Source organism: Streptococcus sp. HMSC057G03 (assembly GCF_001808745.1).
In the GTDB taxonomy this organism is placed as follows: Bacteria; Bacillota; Bacilli; order Lactobacillales; family Streptococcaceae; genus Streptococcus; species Streptococcus parasanguinis_Z.
The window spans coordinates 12879-38902 of the sequence record NZ_KV794421.1 but is presented as its reverse complement, the minus strand read 5'-3'; the positions used below and the strand labels follow the sequence as shown (position 1 = coordinate 38902).

Annotated in this window: 25 protein-coding genes and 1 pseudogene; 24 read left to right on the top strand and 2 right to left on the bottom strand. The window is 44.9% G+C overall.

Annotated features, from left to right (window positions below; genetic code table 11):
* Positions 1–410 precede the first annotated feature (410 nt).
* A complete protein-coding gene (locus tag HMPREF2686_RS03265; RefSeq protein WP_070449184.1) occupies positions 411–1685 on the top strand; it encodes a uracil-xanthine permease family protein in 1275 nt (424 codons plus the stop codon).
* A gap of 163 nt (positions 1686–1848) precedes the next feature.
* On the opposite strand, the gene HMPREF2686_RS03260 is transcribed toward HMPREF2686_RS03265, so the two are convergent.
* Positions 1849–2190 (bottom strand): metal-sulfur cluster assembly factor, encoded by a 342-nt coding sequence (locus HMPREF2686_RS03260; protein ID WP_003010891.1) that lies wholly within the window; start codon positions 2188–2190, stop codon positions 1849–1851.
* A gap of 170 nt (positions 2191–2360) precedes the next feature.
* Here HMPREF2686_RS03260 and hisS point away from each other — a divergent pair, with 170 nt between their 5' ends.
* The 16 genes and pseudogenes from hisS to HMPREF2686_RS03185 all read left to right on the top strand — a co-directional run bounded on the left by hisS (position 2361) and on the right by HMPREF2686_RS03185 (position 20180).
* Positions 2361–3644: a histidine--tRNA ligase gene (gene hisS / locus HMPREF2686_RS03255; protein WP_070449182.1), complete on the top strand. Its 1284-nt coding sequence runs from the start codon at positions 2361–2363 to the stop codon at positions 3642–3644.
* Positions 3645–3824: 180 nt separating this feature from the next.
* Complete coding sequence (thrC, locus tag HMPREF2686_RS03250; protein ID WP_070449180.1) at positions 3825–5309, top strand: threonine synthase; 1485 nt, start codon at positions 3825–3827, stop codon at positions 5307–5309.
* Between the two features lie 50 nt (positions 5310–5359).
* Positions 5360–6640, top strand: a complete 1281-nt coding sequence (locus tag HMPREF2686_RS03245; RefSeq protein WP_049506828.1) for an MATE family efflux transporter — start codon at positions 5360–5362, stop codon at positions 6638–6640.
* Positions 6637–7266 (top strand): HAD-IA family hydrolase, encoded by a 630-nt coding sequence (locus HMPREF2686_RS03240; protein ID WP_049506829.1) that lies wholly within the window; start codon positions 6637–6639, stop codon positions 7264–7266. Before HMPREF2686_RS03245 ends, HMPREF2686_RS03240 begins: the two co-directional genes overlap by 4 nt.
* A 268-nt stretch (positions 7267–7534) precedes the next feature.
* Positions 7535–7963, top strand: a complete 429-nt coding sequence (locus tag HMPREF2686_RS03235; protein ID WP_049506831.1) for a MarR family winged helix-turn-helix transcriptional regulator — start codon at positions 7535–7537, stop codon at positions 7961–7963.
* 15 nt (positions 7964–7978) lie between these two features.
* On the top strand, positions 7979–8341 hold the full coding sequence (locus tag HMPREF2686_RS03230) for a DUF1304 domain-containing protein (protein ID WP_049506834.1): 363 nt from the start codon (positions 7979–7981) through the stop codon (positions 8339–8341).
* A gap of 503 nt (positions 8342–8844) precedes the next feature.
* On the top strand, positions 8845–10203 hold the full coding sequence (trpE, locus tag HMPREF2686_RS03225; protein WP_049506836.1) for an anthranilate synthase component I: 1359 nt from the start codon (positions 8845–8847) through the stop codon (positions 10201–10203).
* Positions 10200–10760, top strand: a pseudogene (locus HMPREF2686_RS10630) (aminodeoxychorismate/anthranilate synthase component II); the annotation flags it as partial. The gene trpE and the pseudogene HMPREF2686_RS10630, both read left to right, overlap by 4 nt.
* A gap of 9 nt (positions 10761–10769) precedes the next feature.
* Positions 10770–11774: an anthranilate phosphoribosyltransferase gene (trpD, locus tag HMPREF2686_RS10625; protein WP_049506864.1), complete on the top strand. Its 1005-nt coding sequence runs from the start codon at positions 10770–10772 to the stop codon at positions 11772–11774.
* Positions 11771–12538, top strand: coding sequence for an indole-3-glycerol phosphate synthase TrpC (gene trpC, locus HMPREF2686_RS03215; protein WP_070449178.1), 768 nt, complete (start codon positions 11771–11773; stop codon positions 12536–12538). Before trpD ends, trpC begins: the two co-directional genes overlap by 4 nt.
* Positions 12525–13112, top strand: coding sequence for a phosphoribosylanthranilate isomerase (locus HMPREF2686_RS03210; RefSeq protein ID WP_049506841.1), 588 nt, complete (start codon positions 12525–12527; stop codon positions 13110–13112). Before trpC ends, HMPREF2686_RS03210 begins: the two co-directional genes overlap by 14 nt.
* Entirely contained in the window at positions 13102–14307 is a 1206-nt protein-coding gene (trpB, locus tag HMPREF2686_RS03205) for a tryptophan synthase subunit beta (protein WP_049506843.1), read from the top strand. The genes HMPREF2686_RS03210 and trpB overlap by 11 nt, the downstream gene beginning before the upstream one ends.
* Before the next feature lies 1 nt (position 14308).
* Positions 14309–15085 (top strand): tryptophan synthase subunit alpha, encoded by a 777-nt coding sequence (trpA, locus tag HMPREF2686_RS03200; RefSeq protein ID WP_049506845.1) that lies wholly within the window; start codon positions 14309–14311, stop codon positions 15083–15085.
* A 141-nt stretch (positions 15086–15226) separates the two neighbouring features.
* On the top strand, positions 15227–16690 hold the full coding sequence (locus HMPREF2686_RS03195) for an alpha-L-fucosidase (RefSeq protein WP_070449176.1): 1464 nt from the start codon (positions 15227–15229) through the stop codon (positions 16688–16690).
* Between the two features lie 257 nt (positions 16691–16947).
* Complete coding sequence (gene polA / locus HMPREF2686_RS03190; protein WP_049506849.1) at positions 16948–19593, top strand: DNA polymerase I; 2646 nt, start codon at positions 16948–16950, stop codon at positions 19591–19593.
* A gap of 134 nt (positions 19594–19727) precedes the next feature.
* Complete coding sequence (locus HMPREF2686_RS03185) at positions 19728–20180, top strand: CoA-binding protein (RefSeq protein WP_070449174.1); 453 nt, start codon at positions 19728–19730, stop codon at positions 20178–20180.
* A 56-nt stretch (positions 20181–20236) separates the two neighbouring features.
* On the opposite strand, the gene HMPREF2686_RS03180 is transcribed toward HMPREF2686_RS03185, so the two are convergent.
* Positions 20237–21106: a DUF975 family protein gene (locus HMPREF2686_RS03180; protein ID WP_070449173.1), complete on the bottom strand. Its 870-nt coding sequence runs from the start codon at positions 21104–21106 to the stop codon at positions 20237–20239.
* Positions 21107–21256: 150 nt separating this feature from the next.
* On the opposite strand from HMPREF2686_RS03180, the gene tgt reads away from it, so the two are divergent.
* From tgt to rpsS, 7 genes are all read left to right on the top strand, one after another.
* On the top strand, positions 21257–22399 hold the full coding sequence (gene tgt, locus HMPREF2686_RS03175; protein WP_003010858.1) for a tRNA guanosine(34) transglycosylase Tgt: 1143 nt from the start codon (positions 21257–21259) through the stop codon (positions 22397–22399).
* Between the two features lie 433 nt (positions 22400–22832).
* Positions 22833–23141: a 30S ribosomal protein S10 gene (rpsJ, locus tag HMPREF2686_RS03170; protein ID WP_003009585.1), complete on the top strand. Its 309-nt coding sequence runs from the start codon at positions 22833–22835 to the stop codon at positions 23139–23141.
* Positions 23142–23222: 81 nt separating this feature from the next.
* Positions 23223–23849 (top strand): 50S ribosomal protein L3, encoded by a 627-nt coding sequence (gene rplC / locus HMPREF2686_RS03165; protein WP_003010846.1) that lies wholly within the window; start codon positions 23223–23225, stop codon positions 23847–23849.
* Between the two features lie 24 nt (positions 23850–23873).
* Positions 23874–24497 carry a 50S ribosomal protein L4 gene (gene rplD / locus HMPREF2686_RS03160; RefSeq protein ID WP_003009591.1) on the top strand — a complete coding sequence of 208 codons (624 nt, stop codon included), beginning with the start codon at positions 23874–23876 and terminating at the stop codon, positions 24495–24497.
* A complete protein-coding gene (locus tag HMPREF2686_RS03155; RefSeq protein ID WP_003009593.1) occupies positions 24497–24793 on the top strand; it encodes a 50S ribosomal protein L23 in 297 nt (98 codons plus the stop codon). Before rplD ends, HMPREF2686_RS03155 begins: the two co-directional genes overlap by 1 nt.
* A gap of 17 nt (positions 24794–24810) precedes the next feature.
* Positions 24811–25644: a 50S ribosomal protein L2 gene (gene rplB / locus HMPREF2686_RS03150; RefSeq protein ID WP_000512900.1), complete on the top strand. Its 834-nt coding sequence runs from the start codon at positions 24811–24813 to the stop codon at positions 25642–25644.
* A gap of 96 nt (positions 25645–25740) precedes the next feature.
* Positions 25741–26022, top strand: a complete 282-nt coding sequence (rpsS, locus tag HMPREF2686_RS03145) for a 30S ribosomal protein S19 (protein WP_000533766.1) — start codon at positions 25741–25743, stop codon at positions 26020–26022.
* Positions 26023–26024 lie beyond the last annotated feature (2 nt).

Below are 26024 nucleotides of genomic sequence, written 5' to 3'. Positions count from 1 at the left end.
GGCTAGGACTTTTGTCCCAGCCTCTTTTTTGGCTCAAAGTCGCTATTTTTAATCCTGTCGCTGAAGCGTATGAATATTACTTTTTGGGAGATTTGAGTGTATTATCTGTCATTTTTCTTGTAAATCCGTCTATAATTTGCTATAATTGTGACTAATCGAATCAATCCTTTAATACTGTCCAGAGAGGCAGGCAAGGAGCTATGGAAATGAAAGGCCTGGAAAGACCAGCCTATATTTTGTGTATCTCCTTGTTGTGGGGGATTTTTTTGTATAGTTGAAAAGTGGTTTGATAAAAAAGAAATCGTCGATGATGGAGCATGAAGCACTCCCTTACGATTTGGTCATCGAAGGTAGACGTTTTTGTTCAGCCATAGCTTGTCGCATCTTAATTTTAGGAGGTTTTTACGATCGTGAATGACGTTAAATATGATGTGAATGATATGCCAAAACCTGGTTTATTGGTTGGTTTATCTTTCCAGCATTTGTTTGCCATGTTTGGGGCGACAGTGCTGGTGCCGATTTTGGTTGGGATTGACCCTGCCATTGCTTTGTTTTCATCTGGTTTGGGAACCTTGGCTCACTTAACCGTGACCAAGTATAAGATTCCTGCTTACATGGGGTCTAGTTTTGCTTATATTGCTGCTATGCAGATGCTGATGAAGTCAGATGGGATCGCGGCAGTTGCCCAGGGTGCTATGGCGGGTGGTTTGGTCTACTTGTTTGTAGCTCTGATTGTTAAGCATGCGGGTAAAGATTGGATTAATAAGGTCCTTCCACCAATCGTGGTTGGTCCCATTATCATGGTAATTGGTTTGAGTCTTGCGAAGAATGCCGTCACTGATGCGACAACCTTAAATAATAGCTACAGCGGCTATGCTCTATTGATTTCGATGGTGACCCTATTTGCGGTTATCCTATTTAACATGTATGGCAAGAAGATTGTCGGTGTCGTCCCAATTTTACTTGGATTAATTGTGGGCTATATTTTCTCATTGGCTCTTGGTTTGATGACAGGACATAGTTTTGTCAATTTCTCAGAGGTAAGTGCGGCACATTGGCTTCAAGTTCCAAACTTTGACATTCCATTTGTGGATTATAGCTTTAAACTCTATCCAAGTGCGATTTTGACTATGGCTCCGATTGCCTTTGTGACCATGACGGAACATTTTGGTCACCTCATGGTTTTAAATAGTTTGACGGAGCGTGATTACTTCAAGGATCCAGGACTTGACCATACGCTTACTGGAGATGGCTTGGCACAGATTATTGCTGGATTCTTTGGAGCTCCTCCGGTAACCTCTTATGGGGAAAACATTGGGGTGATGGCCCTTAGTAAGGTCTACTCAGTTTACGTTATTTCAGGCGCAGCAGTGATTGCGGTTGTCATGAGCTTTATTGGGAAGCTATCAGCACTCTTGCACTCCATTCCAACTCCTGTATTGGGAGGCTTGTCTATTGCCCTCTTTGGGGTTATCGCTGCTAGCGGTTTGAAAATTTTAGTTGAACATAAGATTGATTTTGATAATAAAAAGAATCTCTTGATTGCAAGTGTGATCCTAGTATCAGGGATCGGTGGTTTGATGATTGACCTCGGTGGTCTTCAAATCACGGGTGTGGCAACGTCAACCATTCTTGGAATTGTGTTGTATCAAATCCTTCCAGAACCAAAAGCTGATCAGGCTTAGTCCATTCTGGCAGTGAAAAAGTTTGAATGGATTCAAACATTATAAAAACGAGGAACAAACTCTGATGGCAGAGTTGGTGTTCCTCGTTTTTTTATTATGGATTGGATCCCCAAAGAGGCTTTCCTTCATTAAGTTGACTGCGTTTCTTAAATGGTAATGATTGTTATCGTGGTGGAAGACCAAGGGCGATGCGCCCGTATCGGCTGATTCGTGTAATTTTCCAAGCGGGTGACCAAGTTACTTCAACCTTGACATCTTCGATCCCCTCGATTTCTTTTAGGCGAGCGACGATTTCGATCGGAAGGCTCTCAGCACAGCTACAAGCCGTATCGGTAAAGGTCATAACCACCTTGCAAGTGCCGGCTTCATCTAGATGGATCTCGTAGATCAGTCCTAGGTTATAGACATCTAACTCAACATCGGTATCAAATACAAGCTCCAATTTTTCGATTAACGGCTTCTCTAGTGCCAGGGCGCGGTCATTGATTTTGATATCCTCTCTCATCGCAAGATCCTTTCAGTGTAGTATGGCTTCCATTTTCTCATAATTCGGCTGATAAGGCAAGAAGAGAAAGAGGTTTTGAAGGTGTCGAACGAAGGAAATTCGGTCCAGCCTCCATTTCTCTTCGAATTTGTGGTAAAATAGAGGCAAAAGTAAGACAAAGGATGAAGGCTATGAAATTACAAAAACCAAAAGGGACCCAGGATATCCTTCCTGGCGATTCAGCGAAATGGCAATATGTAGAAGGCTTTGCACGCAAGGTCTTTGCGCGATACAATTATGATGAAATCCGCACACCGATCTTCGAACATTATGAAGTCATCAGCCGTTCAGTAGGGGATACGACGGATATCGTTACCAAAGAAATGTATGATTTCTATGACAAGGGAGACCGTCATATCACGCTTCGTCCAGAAGGAACAGCTCCTGTTGTCCGCTCCTATGTAGAAAATAAACTCTTTGCGCCTGAGGTACAAAAACCAAGTAAGTTCTATTACATAGGCCCAATGTTCCGCTACGAACGTCCTCAAGCAGGTCGTTTGCGTCAATTCCACCAAATTGGGGTAGAATGCTTTGGATCGAGCAATCCTGCAACGGATGTCGAAACCATTGCCATGGCAGCACAATTCCTGAAAGAACTAGGAATTGACAATGTGACCTTGCACTTGAACACCTTGGGAAGCCCTGCTAGTCGTCAGGCTTATCGTCAAGCCTTGATTGATTACCTCTTGCCAATGAAGGATCAATTGTCTAAGGACAGCCAACGTCGTTTAGAAGAAAATCCGCTTCGTGTCTTGGATTCAAAAGAAAAAGAAGACAAGGCCGCAGTTGAACAGGCTCCTTCCATCCTAGACTATCTAGATGAAGAAAGCCAAGCGCATTTTGATGCGGTTCGTCGGATGTTGGAAGACTTGGGAGTATCCTATGTCATTGATACCAACATGGTGCGTGGCTTGGATTATTACAACCACACGATTTTTGAGTTCATTACAGAAATTGAAGGCAATGAATTGACAGTCTGTGCGGGTGGTCGCTATGATGGTTTGGTGGAATACTTCGGTGGTCCTGCGACAGCTGGTTTTGGATTTGGTATCGGTGTGGAACGGATCCTTCTTGTTCTTGAAAAGAAAGGCATTGAATTACCGATCGAAACAGGCCTAGATGCCTATATCGCTGTCCTAGGAGATGAGGTCAATGAAGCAGCGCTTAGCTTGGTTCAGGCCCTTCGAATCCAAGGCTTCAAGGCAGAACGTGACTACCTTGGACGCAAGCTCAAGGCACAATTTAAGTCAGCAGATGTCTTTGCGGCCAAAGCCTTGATTACCTTAGGAAGTAGTGAAGTTGAGAGCGGTCAAGTTACTGTGAAAAATAACCAAACTCGTCAAGAAGTAACGGTAGCTCTTGAAACCTTGAAGAAAGACTTCCCATCTGTTTTAGCAGAGTTGGGATTGGCTTGATCAAGTCTTGCAGACACCTGAAAAACAGATTCGCATGGGAGTAGGAGCAAAGTCGTTGCGCCTGCTCTCTTTTATCTAGCTTCTGTTTGCCGACCTTTGCCAAGATTTGGCGAAAAGCCGTTAAATTTTCTGACATTTATGATATAATGAGAAGACTACTAGTAAAGGAATGAATCAGTCATGACATTAGTTTATCAATCAACACGAGATGAAAATAATACTGTAACAGCTAGTCAAGCCATCCTTCAAGGATTGGCGACAGATGGCGGTTTGTTTACTCCAGTCTCTTATCCTCAAGTAGAGCTGGATTTTGATACCCTCAAAGATGCTTCTTACCAAGAAGTGGCCAAGCTTGTTTTGTCAGCCTTTTTGGACGACTTTACAGCAGAAGAGTTAGACTACTGTATTTCTCATGCTTATGACAGCAAGTTTGATACCCCAGCTATTGCTCCGCTTGTCAAACTCGATGGACAATACAACTTGGAGCTCTTCCACGGTTCCACCATTGCCTTTAAAGATATGGCTTTGTCGATCTTGCCTTACTTTATGACAACAGCAGCTAAAAAGCACGGTCTGGAAAACAAGATTGTCATCTTGACAGCGACTTCTGGAGATACTGGAAAAGCTGCTATGGCAGGTTTTGCTAATGTTCCAGGGACAGAGATCATTGTCTTTTATCCAAAAGACGGTGTCAGCAAGGTGCAAGAATTGCAAATGACGACTCAAACGGGGGACAATACCCATGTCATCGCGATCGATGGAAACTTTGACGATGCCCAAACCAATGTCAAACACATGTTCAATGATGTGGCGCTTCGTGAAAAATTAGCAGCCAACAAGATGCAATTCTCATCAGCTAACTCTATGAACATTGGCCGTTTGGTGCCTCAGGTTGTCTATTACGTATACGCCTATGCGCAATTGGTGAAGACAGGCCAAATCACAGCGGGAGAAAAAGTCAACTTTACCGTGCCAACAGGAAACTTTGGAAATATCTTGGCAGCTTTCTATGCCAAACAAATCGGTCTTCCAGTTGGGAAATTGATCTGTGCCTCAAACGAGAACAATGTTTTGACAGACTTCTTCAAAACACGTGTCTATGATAAGAAACGCAGCTTCAAAGTAACCACTAGTCCATCGATGGATATCTTAGTCTCTTCAAACTTGGAACGTTTGATCTTCCACTTGGTAGGCAATGATGCCACAAAGACCAAAGAGTTGATGGAAAGCCTCGTTGCAACAGGTCAATACCAATTGTCCAACTTTGATGCAGATATCTTAGATTTGTTTGCGGCTGCATACGCAGATGAAGCAGAAACTGCTGCAGAGATCAAGCAGGTCTATGAAGCATCTGATTACATCGAAGACCCTCATACAGCTGTAGCATCAGCCGTTTATCAAAAATACCGGACCCAAACAGGGGATGCTGCTAAAACAGTCATTGCCTCTACAGCAAGTCCTTATAAATTCCCAGTTGTGGCAGTAGAAGCAGTGACGGGCGAGACAGGTCTAGGCGATTTCGAAGCCTTGGCCAAATTGCACACCCTCTCAGGTGTTCCTGTGCCACCGGCTGTAGACGGTCTTGAAACTGCGCCGGTTCGCCATCGTACAAGCGTAGCTGCTAAAGACATGCAAGCAGCCGTAGAAGACTACTTGGGACTGTAATTCTCCCTATTAGAAAGATCAAAAGAGCCGTTTGGCTCTTTTATATACTCATGAATTCATACAAAAAAATCTTAAACATTGCCCTTCCTGCCATGGGTGAAAATTTCTTACAAATGCTGATGGGTATGGTGGACTCTTATTTAGTGGCTCACCTGGGCTTGATTGCCATTTCAGGTGTTTCCGTCGCAGGAAACATCATCACCATCTATCAAGCCATCTTTTTGGCACTGGGTGCGGCAGTTGCCAGTGTCATGTCCAAAAGCTTGGGCGAAAAAAATCAAGAAAACATTGCCTACCATGCGACAGAGTCACTGAAGGTGACCTTGTTGTTGAGTGCTCTCTTAGGAGGGGCTTCGCTGTTATTTGGACGCCAGATGATTTCGCTGTTGGGGACTGAAGCTGCAGTAGCCGAAAGTGGGGGGATTTACCTTTCCTTGGTTGGCGGGACCATAGTTCTCTTAGGATTGATGACGACCTTGGGCTCCTTGGTTCGGGTGGCCAACAATCCACGTATTCCTATGTATGTGAGCCTGTTGACCAATCTATTAAACGCTCTGTTCTCCTCTGTAGCCATTTTCCTTTTTGGTTGGGGCATTGTTGGTGCTGCTTTGGGGACAGTGCTAGCCCGTCTGGTGGGCGTCATCCTCTTGTGGCAAAAGGTCCAGCTACCCTTTGCCCCCCTTCGTTGGGGATTGGATCGTAAGCTCTTGAACTTAGCACTTCCAGCAGCCGGAGAGCGGCTGATGATGCGGGCTGGAGATGTGGTAATCATTGCGATCGTGGTTGCTTTTGGGACCGAGGCAGTCGCAGGAAATGCCATCGGAGAGACCTTGACCCAGTTTAACTACATGCCTGTGTTTGGGGTGGCCACAGCGACGGTCATGCTCGTAGCACGGAGCCTGGGTGAAGGTGATCTTGAGCAGATTGCCCGCCTTCGAAAGCAGTCTTACTGCTTGTCCTTCGTGTTAATGTTACCCATTGCCTTGGGAATCTTTTTCGGTGGCACTCTTCTGACCCATCTCTACACACAAGATACAAAAGCAGTAGGAGCTAGTTTATCGGTTGTCCTCTTTTCTTTGTTGGGAACGCCGTTTACAGCAGGAACGGTCATCTATACAGCTGTTTGGCAAGGCTTGGGAAATGGGAAACTTCCATTTTATGCAACGACGATTGGCATGTGGGTCATTCGAATTGGAGCCGGTTATCTGCTTGGAGTAACCCTTGGCTTTGGCCTTCCAGGGGTCTGGACTGGGACGCTGCTCGACAATGGCTTTCGTTGGCTATTTTTGAGTCAGCTATATAGACGAAAAGTAGGAGAGAAGAAAAAATGACAAAACGAGACTTTATTTGGGATTTGGATGGGACCTTGCTGGATTCCTATGATGCGATTCTGGCTGGTCTTGAGGAGACCTATGCAACTTATCAGCTTCCCTTTGACCGAGCCAGCATTAAAGATTACATCTTGAAGCATTCGGTTCAAGATCTTTTAGTAGCGGTGGCGGAGGAGTATCATCTGGATGTGACCGACTTGAATCATCGCCGAGCAGAAAGTCTAGCGGAGAAAAATGCCCAGGTCCTTCTGATGGATGGGGCGCGTGATGTCCTATCCTGGGCACAAGAAGCTGGAATTGAGCAGTTTGTCTATACCCATAAGGGAGAGAACGCCTTTGTCATCCTGCGGGACTTGGGTTTGGAATCTTTTTTTACAGAGATTTTGACCAGTCAAAGTGGTTTTGCTCGCAAGCCTGACCCAGAAGCTGCCAGGTATCTGATGGAGAAGTACGGGGTGGAGCCAGAAAATACCTACTATATTGGGGATCGGAGCCTGGATATTGACTTTGCAAGAAATAGCCAGATTCAGAGTATCAATTTCTTGACGTCTGACTATCAAGGTAATCATCAGATGAACACCTTACTAGATATCCCAGGTATTTTAGACGCTGAAAAGAATCTGTAAAGAATTTGTTTTCATTTTGAAATAAAGTCGTAAGCTTTCTTTAAGAAATGTCCGCTATAATAGAAGCATAAACAAAGACCTCCTAACTTTGTTTAGAAAAATCCTAAAACTTTTCTTTTTCATAATAATCTCCCTAAGAGTCGCCCAATCAGGCGGCTTTTTTTGTGCGCAAGAATAGTGTAAGCTCTTTTTCTTGCCAGGAGATGAGAAATGGTTTATAATTGACAAGTCAATTATTGATTTATCAAAAAGAAATTGGAGAAGGAATATGGCAGAAATAAATGATTTGCTCTACCAACTACGCTTGGCAGATCAAACAACTACGCAACTCTTTGAAAAGCGCCTAGGGATTAGCTTAACACGTTATCAAATTTTGCAGGATTTATTAGAACAAGCACCTTGCAATCAGATCGCGGTTCAGGAGCGCTTGCAGATTGATCCAGCGGCTTTAACCCGGCATTTCAAAATATTAGAAAAGGAAGGATTTGTCCATCGGAGTCGAAATCCAAAGAATCAGCGGGAAATCTTAATTCATTTGACGGATACGGCCTATAATCGTTTGGTCAAACATCCCCCTCGCCATCATGTGGCGGTGAAAGAACAGATGAGTCGGATTTTGACTGCTCAAGAACAAGAGCAATTTTCTTACCTGCTGGACAAATTAGTATCTGGCATTGAACAAATAACAGTTGAATAAAAAGGAGAATCTACGATGTCATTACTGACGATTATTTTAGCGAGTCTTGCTGCACTGGAGCATTTGTATATTTTTTATTTGGAGAGCATCAAAACCACATCTGATACTACAAGTCAGGTTTTCAACATGAATAAAGAAGAACTCGCTCGCCCATCTGTGACCTCTTTATTTAAGAATCAAGGGATATACAATGCCTTGATTGGGGTGTTCCTCTTGTATGGATTGTTTGTCTCTAAAAATAGTGAAGTTGTTACGATTTTCGTGCTCTTTATTATTGGAGCTGCGGCCTACGGTGCGATGACAGCCAATAAAAAGATTATCTTGACCCAAGGTGGTCCTGCAATTTTGGCTTTGTTGAGTATCCTATTTTTGGGATAAAAAGGACAGGCCCCTAGGGATCTTTGATCTGATTTTATTAAATAAGTGTAGAAAAAAGTATAAAAAAAGACTAAAAATTTTATTGACTTTCTAAGAAAAAGGGTTATAATGGTAGCAACAGAAAAGTAATGAGTCGGCTATTTTCAGGGAGCTTGTGGGAATTGTGAACAAGCAATAGCGACTGATGAAAATTGGACTGTTATGATCAATGAATTCTAACCCATGTGAATTCGGTTGGCACCCCTTACCGTGCAACTCCTTGATAGAGGAGATAGAGATGTAGGGAAAGACCAGCTATTTTTCCCTATAAAAGAGGTGGCACCGCGGACACTACGCCCTCACACAGTTTTTGTGTGAGGGCTTTTCTATGTGCCTTAGCAAGCGAAGCGCGCTTAGGCACATAGATCCCAAAGCGCAAACAGAGCGATGGGATATCCTTGATCGCCTTAGCAAGCGACGTTACGATTCATTAGAAAAAGAGTTCTAAAAGAGAGGTTTCTGATATGAAAAAAGTTTTATCTGCTGATGTGTTGAGTCCAATTTTGGCTTATATGCGTTTGGATGCGCCCCATAAAATGATCTTGGAGTCAATCCCTCGTGAAAAAGAGAATGCGCGTTTTTCAATTGTAGCCTATCGGCCAGTCAGTGAAGTCAAGTTTGAACATGGCGTCCTCTATTACAATGATCAAATTGTTGAAGAGGATCCTTTGGACTTTTTGAATCGCATCACGGTCAAAACGAAAACTTCAGAAGAACTTCCTTTTAACGGTGGGGCGATTGGATTTGTCGGCTATGACTTGATTGGCCTCTATGAGAACATTGGCTCCATTCCTGAAGATACGATCGGCACCCCAGATCTCCACTTTTTCTTATATGAGAGCTATGTGATTTTTGATCACAAAAAGGAAAAGGTCTATGTGGTGGAAGAGAACCTCTATAGTGGACGGAGTGAAGCAGAGCAAGCGTCGAGCTTGGAGCAAGTATTAGCACAGTTGGCAAGACCTGCAAAAGAAGAGTTTCAGGACAAGGATCTGCATGCACTTCATTTCCACAATCATTTGGAGCAAAAAGAGTTTGAGGAAATGGTGGCCCTAGCGCGGGACTATATTCGAAAAGGGGATATGTTCCAATGCGTGCTCAGTCAACGTTTTTCAGCTGATTTTTCAGGAAAACCATTGGATTATTACCGCAATTTGCGCGTGACCAACCCTTCGAATTATCTCTACTTTTATGATTTTGGGGAGTACCAAATTATCGGGGCTAGTCCAGAAAGTCTGGTGTCGGTCAAGGATCGAGTGGTGACAACCAATCCCATTGCTGGCACGCGACCAAGAGGGATTGATGAAGAGAGTGATCGGCAATTGGCAACTGATTTGGCAGGGGATCCAAAAGAAGTCGCAGAACACCAGATGTTGGTGGATCTAGGACGAAACGATATTGGTCGTATCGCTCAAAATGGGTCGGTTGAAGTAACTAAATATATGGAAGTGGAGTTCTTCCGTTATGTGATGCACCTGACGAGTGTGGTCAAGGGTCAATTGCTTCCTGGACTAGCCTCTATTGAGGCTCTGAAGGCAACTCTTCCAGCTGGGACCGTTTCTGGTGCTCCCAAGATTCGAGCCATGAAGCGAATCTATGAGGCAGAAAAAGAGAAACGTGGCGTCTATGCGGGGGCTATTGGCTATCTCTCTGTGACGGGGGATCTCGATTTTGCTATTGCGATTCGAACCATGATCCTCAAAAATAAGAAGGCTTATGTGCAGGCCGGAGCAGGAATCGTTTATGATTCGATCGCTGAAAATGAATACCAAGAAACCGTCAATAAGGCAAAATCAATGACAAGGATTGGAGAAGAAGGATGATTTTATTAGTAGATAATTACGATTCATTTACCTACAATTTAGCACAGTATATCGGAAAATTTGATGAGGTCCAGGTGCTTCGAAATGATGATCCGGACTTGTACCAAGTTGCCCAAGAAGCAGATGCCTTGGTCTTTTCTCCAGGTCCAGGTTGGCCAAAGGATGCGGGCAAGATGGAGGAGATGATTCGAGATTTCGCGGGGATCAAACCAATCTTGGGGATTTGCTTGGGGCATCAAGCGATTGCGGAAGTTTTTGGAGGGTGCTTGGGATTGGCACCACAGGTCATGCATGGCAAACAAAGCCAGATCCAGCTAGAAGCTCCATCTCCGCTATACGCGGGTGTCGCAAAAGAAGTCCCAGTCATGCGCTATCATTCGCTGACGATTGAAGACATGCCAGAGGATTTTGTCATTACCTCTCGGACGACGGATGATCAAGCCATTATGGGAATTCAACACCGCAGCTTACCGATTTATGGTTTTCAATACCATCCAGAAAGTATCGGGACGCCAGATGGGCTCAAGACCATCGAAAATTTTGTCAAACTAGTCAAGGAGCGGAAGATGAAACAAGTGCTTGCAAAAATAGCGGAAGGAATGGATCTAACCAGTGCAGAGTTAGAAGCTGCTATGGAGGAAGTCGTTGCTGGTCGTGCTTCAGAAGCCCAGGTGACGGCCCTTCTTCTAGGTCTCAAAATGAAGGGAGAAACGGTTGAAGAGCGGACGGCTATTGCAAAAGTGATGCAGGCTTATGCAGTCGCTATTCCTACAGAAGTTCAAGGAGCGATGGACAATTGTGGAACTGGGGGCGATCGTTCTTATAGTTTCAACATTTCAACAACAGCTGCCTTCGTCCTTGCTGGTGGTGGCATCAAGATGGCGAAACACGGAAATCGTTCGATCTCTTCCAAATCTGGTTCTGCGGATGTATTAGAAGCTCTAGGGATTAACCTTGATTTGGGCCCAGAAGACTTGGGACGAGTTTTTGAAAAGGCGGGAATTGTCTTCCTATTTGCCAAAAATCTGCACCCTGGCATGCGCTATATTATGCCCGCTCGCTTGGCGCTAGGGGTCCCAACAGTGATGAACTTAACTGGTCCTCTTATCAATCCGATTCCTCTAGAAAGCCAGCTATTGGGAACCAGTCGTCCCGATATGCTGGAAAGTACGGCGGAGATTCTAAAGAATTTGGGTCGGAAACGCGCAGTGGTGGTGAGTGGCCCACAAGGTTTGGACGAGGCAGGCCTTGATGGGGAAACCCAGCTCGCTATTCTGGAAAATGGACAAGTTACCTTATCCAGCTTTCAACCAGAAGATATCGAAATGGAGCGCATCGAAATTGATCAAGTACGAGGTGGAGACGCCAAACGCAATGCGGAAATTTTGCTCAGTGTCTTGAAGAATGAAGCGAGTCCCTTCTTAGAGGTGACGGTCTTAAATGCAGGCCTTGGTTTTTATGCCAACGGCAAGGTAGATTCTATCAAGGAGGGAATTGCCTTGGCACGTGAAGTGATTGCCAGTGGGGCTGCCCTTGAGAAATTGAGATTATTACAGGAGTATCAAAAATGAGTCAAGAATTCTTACCAAAGATTCTAAAGGAAAAGGCGCGTGAAGTGGCTGCGATGAAAGAAGAGGAGCTCCAACCTTTGCGCGAGACCTACCGCTTGTATGATTACCTAAAGAGTCATCCAGAAAAGCTTCAGGTCATTGCGGAGGTGAAAAAGGCTAGCCCGAGTCTGGGAGATATTCATGTCGATGTGGATATCGTCGCGCAGGCTAAGACTTACGAAGAAAATGGGGCCGTGATGATTTCTGTCTTGACTGATGAAGTGTTTTTCAAGGGCAGTATCGAGTATCTCCGGGAAATATCTAGTCAGGTGCGTATCCCCACCCTAAATAAAGATTTTATTGTGGATGAAAAACAAGTGATTCGGGCGCGAAATGCAGGGGCGACCGTGATCTTGTTGATTGTTGCAGCCTTGCCAGAGGCTCGTCTGAAAGAACTCTATGAGTTTGCGACCCATCTTGGCCTGGAGGTCTTGGTGGAAACTCATAATCTGACAGAACTAGAGGTCGCTCACCGGATTGGGGCTCAGATCATTGGGGTGAATAATCGCAACTTGGTGACCTTTGAGACAGATCTTCATACAAGCCTTGAATTGGCGACAAGCTTTGAACAAGAACCGGTCTATATCTCTGAGTCTGCTATTTTCACAGCAGCAGACGCGCGCATGCTGGCTCCTTATTTTAGTGGCATTCTCGTTGGGACAGCGCTCATGAAGGCAGACAATGTGGCTGAAAAAGTAAAGGAGTTGCAGATTGACAAAGGTTAAAATTTGCGGATTGTCCACTCCAGAAGCTGTCCAGACAGCTGTTGAAGCTGGTGCAGACTACATTGGTTTTGTCTTTGCACCAAGCAAACGGCAAGTGACGCTGGAGCAAGCCCGGGAGTTGGCTACAGGGATTCCAAAGGGGGTTCAAAAAGTCGGTGTTTTTGTATCACCACAAAGAGAAGAAGTGGAGCAAGCTTGCCAAGTTGTGGGCTTGGACCTGATACAAGTGCATGGATCGATGGATGATGCCATCTTGCAAGAGTTTCCCCAACAAACGATTCGCGCTGTTCAAGTGGGGAAAGATGCAGCACTTCCTGAGACCGGTGCCGATTATCTGCTCTTTGATGCTCCTGTAGCAGGAAGTGGAGAGACTTTTAACTGGCAAGAACTCGAAAGTCAAAACGTTACAAAGCCCTTCTTTATTGCAGGAGGCTTGACGGTAGACAATGTAGCAGATGCTATTTGCTTCTTTCATCCTTATGCGGTGGATGTATCCAGTGGGATCGAGACAAATGGAAAAAAAGATCAAGAAAAGATAAAACGATTTATAGAAAGGGTCAAGCATGGCATATAAACAACCAGATCAAAACGGATTTTACGGGCGGTTCGGAGGACGTTTTGTCCCTGAAACCTTGATGACAGCAGTTTTAGAATTAGAAAAAGCCTACAGAGAAAGTCAAGCAGATCCTTCTTTTCAAGCCGAATTGGATCAGCTTCTGAAACAATATGTCGGTCGGGAAACACCGCTCTATTACGCTAAGAATCTAACCAAGTATGTCGGCGGAGCCAAGATTTTTCTTAAAAGAGAAGACCTCAACCACACAGGGGCTCATAAAATTAATAATGCCCTAGGACAGGTTTTGCTGGCACACCGAATGGGTAAAAAGAAGATCATCGCAGAAACAGGGGCTGGACAGCACGGTGTTGCAACGGCAACAGCTGCTGCTTTATTTGATATGGAATGTACCATCTACATGGGGGAAGAAGATGTCAGACGCCAAGCCCTCAATGTCTTTCGGATGGAGTTGTTGGGCGCCAAGGTTCAATCGGTAACAGATGGGTCGCGTGTCCTCAAGGATGCAGTCAATGCTGCCCTTAGAGCCTGGGTAGCAAATGTGGAGGATACCCACTATATCATGGGATCTGCTCTAGGACCTCATCCATTCCCAGAGATTGTCCGTGATTTTCAAAGTGTCATTGGGAGGGAAGCTAAACGCCAATTTGCAGAGCAAAATGACGGTGCGCTGCCAGATGCCGTCCTAGCCTGTGTAGGAGGCGGATCGAATGCCATTGGGCTCTTTTATCCTTTTGTTGAGGATGCGTCTGTCGCCATGTATGGGGCGGAAGCTGCTGGACTTGGAGTAGATACAGACCAGCATGCAGCAACCTTGACCAAGGGGCGTCCGGGAGTCCTTCACGGTGCCTTGATGGATGTTTTACAGGATGCGCATGGACAGATTTTAGAAGCTTTCTCGATTTCAGCAGGTCTCGATTACCCAGGGATTGGGCCAGAGCATTCTTATTTCCATGACATCAAGCGGGCGACCTATGTGCCAGTGACAGACAAAGAAGCCCTAGAAGCCTTTCAATTGCTTTCGAAAGTAGAAGGAATCATTCCAGCCCTGGAATCGAGCCACGCTATCGCCTATGCGGTGAAATTGGCCAAGGAAATGGGGCCTGAAAAATCTATGATCGTTTGCTTATCAGGTCGTGGGGATAAAGATGTGGTACAAGTCAAAGACCGCCTTGAACAAGAGAGAGGAGAGTAAGATGGGAAAGACCTTAACAGAGCATTTACAAAAGCTGAAAGACCAGCAGCAAGGGATCTTTGTTCCTTATATCATGGCAGGAGATCATGAAAAAGGCTTGGCAGGTTTGCAGGAAACCATCCAATTTTTGGAGGAGCTTGGTGTCTCAGCTATTGAGGTTGGCATTCCTTTTTCGGATCCGGTGGCAGATGGTCCTGTGATTGAAGAGGCGGGACTACGAAGTTTAGCCCATGGGACGACGACAGAGGAACTGGTGCAAACGATCCAGCACTTAGAGACAACTGTTCCTTTGGTCATCATGACCTATTTCAACCCCTTGTTCCAATATGGGCTCGAAAATTTCTTTAGAGATGTAGAAGGAACAGCGGTCAAGGGAGTGATTATTCCGGATCTTCCTCATGAGCATGCGGATCTGGTAGAGCCTCTATTAGTGGATAAAGATATCGCTTTGGTGCCGCTAGTGAGCCTAACCACAGGAATCGAGCGCCAGAAGAAATTGATCCATGATGCAGAAGGATTTATCTATGCCGTTGCTGTCAATGGGGTGACGGGGAAAGCTGGTAGCTATCGAGATGATTTGGATCACCACTTGGCCCAATTACACGGAATAGCGTCCATTCCTGTTTTAACAGGTTTTGGAGTTTCCAGCATGGAGGATGTTCACCGTTTCAACAAGGTCTCAGATGGGGTTATTGTGGGGTCCAAAATCGTTAAGGCTCTCCACCAAGGAGAGACAGATGCCATCGCTCGTTTTATTTCTCAAGCAGTGAAGGGCTAGAAGGTTCATTTTATTCATCATCAGCTTGATTCTCCTAGATCAAGCTCTTTGTCTACTATTTTAAACATTCCCCTTGTTTGTCTTTACAAACGAGGGTTTCTCGTTACAATAGAGGTAGTAACAAGAAAAAAGGAGAAGAGAATGATAAGCCTTGAAGAGATTGATCAAGTTGTCCAGTCAGGTCCTTTTGAACCAACCTGGGACTCTCTTAGCCATCAAGTCTGTCCAGATTGGTATCGGGATGCCAAATTTGGAATGTTTATCCACTGGGGCGTCTACAGTGTACCTGCCTTTGGTTCGGAATGGTATTCGCGAAATATGTATATCCAAGGGAATCCTTGCTATGACTATCATCGAGAGCATTTTGGAGACCAGGCTATCTTTGGCTACAAGGATCTCATTCCTCTTTTTACAGCCGATCAATTTGATCCGGCATCTTGGCTAGATCTCTTTCAAAAAGCGGGAGCTCAGTATCTTTTCCCAGTTGCGGAGCACCACGATGGTTTTCAGATGTATGCCTCTACTCTCTCGCCTTATAATAGCTTAGAAATGGGGCCGAGACGAGATGTCTTAGGAGAGCTGAGGGAGGAAGCAGAAAAACGTGGCCTGCACTTCTGTACGTCCTCTCACCGGGCAGAACACCAGTTTTTCTTTTCACATGGCAAGGAATTTACTAGTGACATTCCGCAAGAAGTCCCAAGAGACAGCCTTTATTGGCCAGCGGAGTCAGAGCCAAAGGATCATTTTGATCTGACTTCTAAGCCTTATCCAAGTAAAGAATTCTTGGAAGATTGGCTTTTGCGAACCTGTGAACTGGTGCGGGACTACCAACCAGAGCTCCTATATTTTGACTGGTGGATCCAGCATGAGAGTTTCCGTCCCTACTTGATGCGCTTTTTGGCTTATTATTACAATCTAGCAGCACAAGAGGATCGCAAGGTGGCTGTTTGTTACAAACAGGACGCCCTCCCTTTCGGTTCAGGAATCGTTGAGATGGAGCGGGGAGGATACGGAGAGACGCAAGCCTTTCCGTGGCAAATGGATACCGCGATCGCCCGTAATTCTTGGTGCTATACCCAGGATCTAGCCTACAAGACCAGTAAGGAATTGCTACAAAATTTAGTCGATGTTGTGGCCAAAAATGGCAATCTTCTGCTCAATATTGGACCCAAGGCAGATGGCACGATCCCTGAGCAAGACCAAGACATCCTCACAGAGATCGGGGACTGGCTGGCGGTAAATGGAGAAGCCATTTATCAGAGTCGGCCTTGGCGGGTGTCATCGGACGGACCGACCGAGGCCCAGGAAGGTTCCTTCTCAGATGGACAAGCACCACTCTATACCAGCCAAGATTTCCGCTATACCATGCGTGATGGCTTTCTTTATGCCATCCAGCTGGAACCAAGTGGAAGGACGGAAGAGTTGACCTTGCCGTCTCTCGCCTATGATCTCAAGCAACCGAGAATTCTTCATGCGCGCATTCAAAAGGTGGAACTCCTTGGAGAAAGTCAGCTTCTTTCTTGGAGCCAAGATGAGACAGGGCTTCATCTTCAGTTACCAGCTTGTAGGAAAAAACAACCGCGTGTTTTGCGCCTCAGCTTTTAGTTTTCTTGAAGCTTTCTATAAGGAATCGTTTAGGTTTCTCTTGTATACTGTACTCATCCAATAAGAAATGAGGTACAGAAAATGAAAATCTCAGTTAATTATCCAAAACGCTTTAAGAAATTGCCACAACAAGGTTCTTGTTACGGCGAATAAATACTTCTCTTCATTTTTCATAAGAAACTCCTAAAGAAGGCTCTACCCGAAAGGGTAGAGTTTTTATGTACCAGAGACCTTGTGATTCGTGGTATAATAAGCCTATGGAAAAAAAGAACAAATTACTACTCATCGACGGGTCTTCCGTCGCTTTTCGTGCCTTTTTTGCACTCTATAATCAAATTGATCGCTTCAAAAATGCTAATGGTCTGCATACCAATGCGGTCTATGGCTTTAATCTCATGTTGAGCCATATCTTGGAGCGCATCCAACCAACCCATGTCCTCGTTGCTTTTGATGCAGGAAAGACGACCTTTCGGACGGAGATGTATGCCGACTACAAAGGGGGCCGTGCAAAAACTCCAGATGAGTTCCGTGAGCAGTTTCCTTTCATTCGTGAGCAATTAGATCATTTGGGAATCCGTCATTATGAGCTGGCCCAGTATGAAGCGGATGATATTATTGGAACGCTCGATAAGATGGCAGAAACTAGCTCGGTGCCATTTGATGTGACCATTGTCTCTGGGGACAAGGATTTGATCCAGTTGACAGATGACAATACGGTAGTTGAAATCTCTAAAAAAGGGGTGGCAGAGTTTGAAGAATTCACTCCAGCCTATCTCAAAGAAAAAATGGGTCTGACACCAGAGCAATTTATCGACCTCAAGGCCTTGATGGGAGATAAATCGGATAATATCCCAGGTGTCACTAAGATCGGAGAAAAGACCGGGATCAAACTACTCCTAGAGTACGGCTCTCTCGATGGTATTTACGAGCATATCGACGAGATGAAGGCTTCTAAGATGAAGGAAAACCTCATCAACGACAAGGAGCAGGCCTATCTGTCTAAGACTCTTGCGACCATTGATACCAATGCACCCATTGAGATTGGCCTGGACGATATCACTTATTCGGGTCCTCATCTAGAAAATCTTGCCAAGTTTTATGAGGAGATGGGCTTCAAGCAACTCCGTCAGGCCTTGGATCTCAGTGGAGAAGAAGCAGCTCCTGTAGCTATTGACTATACAGAAGCCGAGCAAGTCACTTCAGATATGCTCACGGAAGATAGTTTCTTCCATTTTGAGATTTTTGGGGACAATTACCATACGGAACCCATCATCGGTTTCGCATGGGGGACCAAAGGTCAGCTCTACGCGAGTACAGATACTGGTCTTTTACAAACACCGATTTTCAAAGAATTTCTCGAAAAAACGCCCCTCAAGGTCTATGACTTCAAGCGGGCCAAGGTCTTGCTTAGCCACTTGGGCATTACCCTTCAAAATCCCGCGTTTGACAGTCGATTGGCCAAGTATCTCTTGTCGACCGTAGAGGACAATGAAATTTCAACCATTGCGAGTCTCTATAGTCAGATTGCGCTACCGCTGGACGAAGTCGTTTATGGCAAGGGAGCCAAAAAAGCTATCCCAGAAAAGGCGGTCCTATTAGAGCATTTGGCACGGAAAGTCGCTGTTTTACTGGATACCGAAGAGCCCATGGTGGAACAGTTGCAAGCCCATGACCAGCTAGATTTGCTCTATGATATGGAGCAACCACTAGCAGCTGTTTTGGCCAAGATGGAAATCGCGGGGATCAAGGTAGAGCGCCAGACCCTAGAGGATATGCAGGTGGAAAACGAAGTGGTTTTGGAGCGCTTGACCCAAGAAATCTACGAGCTTGCAGGAGAAGAGTTCAACATCAATTCTCCAAAACAATTGGGCGTCATCCTCTTTGAAAAATTGGAACTCCCTCTTGAATATACTAAGAAAACCAAAACCGGCTATTCAACAGCCGTTGATGTCTTGGAACGCCTGGCTCCTATCGCACCGATCGTGTCTAAGATTCTTGAATACCGCCAAATTGCTAAGATCCAATCGACCTATGTCATCGGTCTTCAAGATTGGATTTTGGAAGACGGGAAGATCCATACTCGCTATGTACAGGATTTGACGCAGACCGGACGTTTGTCCAGCGTGGATCCTAATCTACAAAACATACCTGTCCGTTTGGAACAAGGTCGTCTCATTCGTAAGGCCTTTGTCCCAGAAGAGGAAAACAGTGTCTTGTTGAGTTCAGACTATTCACAGATCGAATTGCGCGTCTTGGCCCATATTTCGGGAGATGAGCATTTGATCGATGCCTTTCAGCATGGGGCAGATATCCATACATCGACTGCTATGCGCGTTTTCAATATTGCAAAACCAGAAGATGTGACGCCGAACGACCGTCGCAATGCAAAAGCAGTAAACTTCGGTGTGGTTTATGGAATTTCCGACTTTGGACTGTCTAACAACCTAGGGATCAGTCGAAAAGAAGCCAAGGCCTACATTGAGACCTACTTCGAACGCTACCCTGGCATCAAGGACTATATGGAGAGAGTGGTACGGGAAGCGCGTGATAAAGGCTATGTGGAGACTCTCTTCAAGCGCCGTCGGGAGATTCCAGATATCAATTCTCGCAACTTCAATGTTCGAGGCTTTGCGGAACGGACAGCTATTAACTCACCCATCCAAGGATCTGCAGCAGACATCTTGAAAATTGCCATGATCCACTTGGACCAAGCGCTAGAAAGAGGAGCATACAAGACCAAGATGCTCCTTCAGGTCCACGATGAAATTGTTCTGCAAGTACCAAGTGATGAACTGGCAGCGATCAAAGAACTCGTCAAAGAGACCATGGAATCCGCTATCGAACTTGCAGTACCACTGGAAGCCGATGAGAACGAAGGCAAAACATGGTATGAAGCCAAATAAGATTAAGTTTGTTCAAAACAGAAAGCGGTAGGAAACTTTTCAGTTTCCTACCGCTTTTAACGACAAACACTTGCAATGCCCTCCGTATTGTTATACTATTTAAAGAAAGGAAACGCATACAAAAGGAGATTCTTATGGCTTATTCATTTCGCAATCCTAGTGATGGCATTATCAAACATTACCTAGAAACGAGCAAGATCATAGCTGTAGTTGGATTATCTGACCGTGAAGATACGACCAGTCATCGTGTCAGCAAGGAGATGCAAGAGCGGGGCTATCGGATTATTCCTGTCAACCCCCGCGCAGCTGGAGGGCAAATCCTTGGAGAAACGGTGTATGCTAGCTTACAGGAGATTCCATTCCCTATCGATATCGTTGATGTATACCGTCGCAGTGAGTTTTTACCAGATGTGGCACGTGATTTTATTGAGACGGATGCGAAAATTTTCTGGGCACAATTGGAGCTGGAAAATCAAGAAGCAGAAGAAATCCTTCGTGGAGCTGGACGAGAAGATATCGTCATGAACCGCTGTATCAAACGGGAACACACCCGACTGATCTTAGGAGACTCCCTATACGGTTTATAAATGATAAACAATTGAATAGAAGAAAACCCCAGCTTGCTGGGGTTTTCTTCTTACTCTTATTCAGTTTCATGGCTTGGATGGCCTGTAAAATGGCGCGGCCCTTGTTTAATCTGCTTGATTTGATCATAAAAGGCAATTTGGCAGTTGATAAAGTAAGGCATGGTATAAAAGCCGATGACATCGCGCGTGAAGTAATTCAAGAAGTACCAACCAATCAAGGTTAGATCAAGCACCAAGCGATTGCTGCGGAACCCTTTCATGGTTTCACGACTTTGGCGAAGGACTCCAAAGGCTCCCTTGTAGTCGCCGTCTCGTAATTGCTCGTAGAGGATCAATTCGACCAGGCTGAGACTGTAGTATTGTGGCAGGTAAAAGAGGAGGCCAAGTAGGCCCAGCACGACACCAGCAGTCATCAGAGGCATTTGTTGCATGAGAGATTGAAATTCAGGACTGGAAGCACTCAAAGTGCTAGGGTTGCTCACCTTGTCGTAAATCGCTAAAAATCGAATGCTGGCGTAGGTGCTGATGAGACTCCCCACATAGAGGATGAGTCCCCATAAAAAGAGGACGGCTTGCTTCAAAATCAAGGTGGCAAATACAGAGGTAAAGCGATCTTGTTTAAAGATATCTAAGACGCGTGTTCGGTGTTCGATCTTGGGATTAATCGTATCTAAATAGCTAAAAGTCGCACCAACCACTAAAATGGAGATGACAAAGGAGACGACAGAAGGAAAGAGTTGTCGCTGGATCATGTAGATACTTGCTTGCTGCAAGGTCATATCCGGTAGTAGATCGACCAGATCTTGCCCACTTAAGAGAAAGTTAGCAAGAATGGTCAACAGGACCGGAAGAGCAAAAAGGATAGCTAAGCCCGGTTGCTGGACTTGCATGGTACGTGCCCGGAGGCGAATCAGTTTAAGGTTCATAGATGACACTCTCTTCATAGTAGTACTTTTTATTATAACATAAGTCCGTGACAGAGCCGGTAAAATTTGGTACAATCGTACAGGTGCTCACAGGAAAACTGTGACAGGAATAAGAAGGCTGGGACTGTTTTTCCCAGTACGGAGGTAACCATGACAGATTCACCGATTCAATATCGATTAATCAAAAAAGAAAAGCATACAGGTGCTCGTCTGGGAGAAATTATCACCCCTCACGGGACCTTCCCGACCCCAATGTTTATGCCTGTAGGGACTCAGGCAACCGTTAAGACCCAATCGCCAGAAGAACTCAAGGAAATGGGTTCCGGCATTATCTTGGCCAACACCTACCATCTCTGGCTTCGTCCCGGGGACGACTTGGTTGCAAAAGCAGGAGGATTGCACCAGTTCATGAACTGGGACCAGCCGATTTTGACAGATAGTGGAGGCTTCCAGGTCTATTCATTAGCGGATACCCGCAACATCACTGAAGAAGGGGTAACCTTTAAAAACCACCTCAACGGCTCAAAGATGTTCCTCTCTCCGGAAAAGGCCATCTCCATCCAAAACAATCTAGGGAGCGACATCATGATGTCCTTTGATGAATGCCCTCAGTTCTATCAGCCCTATGATTATGTGAAAAAATCGATCGAACGGACCAGTCGTTGGGCAGAACGTGGACTGAAGGCTCACCGTCGCCCTCATGATCAAGGTCTTTTCGGGATTGTCCAAGGGGCTGGATTTGAAGACTTGCGCCGTCAGTCTGCTCAAGATTTAGTCAGCATGGACTTCCCAGGCTATTCCATCGGTGGCTTAGCTGTTGGGGAAAGCCATGAAGAGATGAATGCGGTGCTGGATTTCACAACGCCGCTCTTACCAGAGAACAAGCCGCGCTATCTCATGGGAGTAGGAGCTCCAGACAGTCTGATCGATGGCGTTATTCGTGGAGTAGACATGTTTGACTGTGTCTTGCCGACGCGGATTGCGCGAAATGGTACCTGTATGACTAGTCAAGGACGTCTGGTGGTGAAAAATGCGCAATTTGCAGAAGACTTTACACCGCTGGATCCTGAATGTGATTGCTACACTTGTAAGAATTACACCCGGGCTTATCTTCGCCACCTCCTCAAGGCAGATGAGACCTTCGGCATTCGCTTGACTAGCTACCACAACCTATACTTCTTGATCAACCTCATGAAGCAGGTCCGTCAAGCCATCATGGATGACAATCTCTTAGAATTCCGTGAGCATTTCGTCGAAAAATATGGCTATAACAAATCAGGACGGAATTTCTAGAAATAGATAAATAGGAAGAAAAAAGACGACAGCCATTTGAGAATAATAGGAATAACTGCTAGACGCAGTGGTTGATTGGTATCTTTGTTCGCTTGTTAAGCTCCAAAGATAACCTAATCAACTGTGCGGGGGCGAGACGACGAACAAATTGGATATAAATTTGTTCTGTCTCGCTCCCTTTTTCCTATATAATAGCAACTTTTTTAGCACTCTATTTCTTTCGAAAACACTTTCATCAAAAAAACGAAAAAAATCTTCTCAAATCCCTTGCATTGGGCCTTTGTTTGTGTTAAACTACTATGGTGCTGTGAAAAAACAGCTATTAGCTTTGATGCAAGAGGTTGCGACACGCTCGGTTGCATTGCCACGCAACGCGCGTCGGTTTTCTTGTGGAGCTAGCCTATTATCTTAAATAGACGAAAAGGAGAAAAAGATGGCAAACAAAAAAATCCGCATCCGTTTGAAAGCGTACGAACACCGTACACTCGACACAGCGGCTGCAAAAATCGTAGAATCAGCTACTCGTACAGGTGCACAAGTTGCGGGTCCAATCCCACTTCCAACTGAGCGTAGCCTCTACACAATCATTCGTGCGACTCACAAATACAAAGATTCTCGCGAACAATTCGAAATGCGTACACACAAACGCTTGATCGACATCATCAACCCAACTCAAAAAACAGTTGACGCTTTGATGAAATTGGATCTTCCAAGTGGTGTAAACGTAGAAATCAAACTTTAATCTAAAGCTTGATCAAGAGCATAAAAAACGCTCGTTAAAAACTTTTTGAATAAAAAACTATAGAAAAGGAACTATTTTCTCATGACAAAAGGAATCTTAGGGAAAAAAGTGGGAATGACTCAAATCTTCACTGAAGCTGGCGAATTGATCCCTGTAACAGTTATCGAAGCAACTCCAAACGTTGTTCTTCAAGTTAAAACTGTTGAAACAGATGGTTACAACGCTATCCAAGTTGGTTTCGATGACAAACGCGAAGTATTGAGCAACAAACCTGCTAAAGGACATGTAGCAAAAGCTAACACGGCTCCTAAGCGCTTCATTCGTGAATTCAAAAACGTTGAAGGCTTGGAAGTTGGTGCTGAAATCACAGTTGACACTTTCGAAGCTGGAGACATTGTTGATGTAACTGGTACTTCTAAAGGTAAAGGTTTCCAAGGTGTTATCAAACGCCACGGACAATCACGTGGACCTATGGCTCACGGTTCTCGTTACCACCGTCGTCCAGGTTCTATGGGACCTGTTGCACCTAACCGCGTATTCAAAGGTAAAAACCTTGCAGGACGCATGGGTGGCGATCGTGTAACAATTCAAAACCTTGAAGTTGTACAAGTTGTTCCAGAAAAGAACGTTATCCTTATCAAAGGTAACGTACCAGGTGCTAAGAAATCTCTTATCACTATCAAGTCAGCAGTTAAAGCTGGTAAATAATAAGGAAAGGGGAATACAGTCAAAATGGCAAATGTAACATTATTCGACCAAACTGGTAAACAAGCGGGCGAAGTTGTTCTTAACGATGCGATCTTTGGTATCGAACCAAACCAAGCAGTTGTATTTGATGTGATCATCAGCCAACGTGCTAGCCTTCGTCAAGGAACTCACGCAGTTAAAAACCGTTCAGCCGTTTCAGGTGGCGGACGCAAACCATGGCGTCAAAAAGGAACTGGACGTGCTCGTCAAGGTTCTATCCGCTCTCCACAATGGCGTGGTGGTGGAATCGTCTTCGGACCAACTCCACGTAGCTATGCGTACAAACTTCCTCAAAAAGTTCGTCGCCTTGCACTTAAATCTGTTTACTCAGAAAAAGTTGCTGAAAACAAATTTGTAGCCGTTGATTCTCTTGAATTTACAGCTCCAAAAACTGCTGAATTTGCAAAAGTTCTTGCAGCTTTGAGCATCGATTCTAAAGTCCTTGTTATTCTTGAAGAAGGAAACGAATTCGCAGCTCTTTCAGCTCGTAACCTTCCAAACGTGAAAGTTGCGACTGCTACAACTGCAAGTGTTCTTGACATCGCAAATAGTGACAAACTTCTTGTTACTCAAGCAGCTATCTCTAAAATCGAGGAGGTTCTTGCATAATGAATTTGTATGATGTTATCAAAAAACCTGTTATCACTGAAAAGTCAATGGCTCAACTTGAAGCAGGCAAATATGTATTCGAAGTTGACACTCGCGCTCACAAACTTTTGATCAAACAAGCTGTTGAAGCAGCGTTTGAAGGTGTAAAAGTTGCGAATGTGAACACTGTAAACGTAAAACCTAAAGCAAAACGCGTTGGACGTTACACTGGTTTTACTTCAAAAACTAAAAAAGCTATCATCACGCTTGCAGCTGATTCTAAAGCAATCGAGTTGTTTGCTACTGAAGCTGAATAATCTAAGGAGGAAATATCGTGGGAATTCGTGTTTATAAACCAACAACAAACGGTCGCCGTAATATGACTTCTTTGGATTTCGCTGAAATCACAACAAACACACCTGAGAAAACTTTGCTTGTTTCTCTTAAAAACAAAGCAGGTCGTAACAACAACGGTCGTATTACTGTTCGTCACCAAGGTGGTGGACACAAACGTCATTACCGTTTGATCGATTTCAAACGTAACAAAGATGGAGTTGAAGCAGTCGTTAAAACGATCGAATACGATCCAAACCGCTCAGCTAACATCGCGCTTGTACACTACACTGACGGTGTGAAAGCTTACATCATCGCCCCTAAAGGTCTTGAAGTAGGTCAACGCATCGTATCAGGACCAGAAGCGGATATCAAAGTCGGAAACGCTCTTCCACTTGCTAACATCCCAGTTGGTACTTTGATCCACAACATCGAATTGAAACCTGGTAAAGGTGGAGAATTGGTACGTGCTGCTGGAGCTTCTGCTCAAGTATTGGGTTCTGAAGGTAAATATGTACTTGTTCGTCTTCAATCAGGCGAAGTTCGTATGATTCTTGGAACTTGCCGTGCTACAGTTGGTGTTGTCGGAAACGAACAACATGGACTTGTTAACCTTGGTAAAGCGGGACGTAACCGCTGGAAAGGTGTTCGCCCTACAGTTCGTGGTTCTGTAATGAACCCGAATGATCACCCACACGGTGGTGGTGAAGGTAAAGCACCAGTTGGACGTAAAGCGCCATCTACTCCTTGGGGTAAACCTGCACTTGGTCTTAAAACTCGTAACAAGAAAGCGAAATCTGACAAACTTATCGTTCGTCGTCGCAACCAAAAATAATCATAAGCAACTAGCTTACACTTTCCGCCAGCTCGGTAGCGCTGCTTAGCAGCGCAAGCCGCTGTGGTACTAAATTTTAAAGGAGAAAATTACAAAATGGGACGTAGTCTTAAAAAAGGACCTTTCGTCGATGAGCATTTGATGAAAAAAGTTGAAGCTCAAGCAAACGACGAAAAGAAAAAAGTAATTAAAACTTGGTCACGTCGTTCAACGATCTTCCCAAGTTTCATCGGATACACTATCGCAGTTTATGATGGACGTAAACATGTACCTGTCTACATCCAAGAAGACATGGTAGGTCACAAGCTTGGTGAATTTGCACCAACTCGTACTTACAAAGGTCACGCGGCAGACGACAAGAAGACACGTAGAAAATAAGG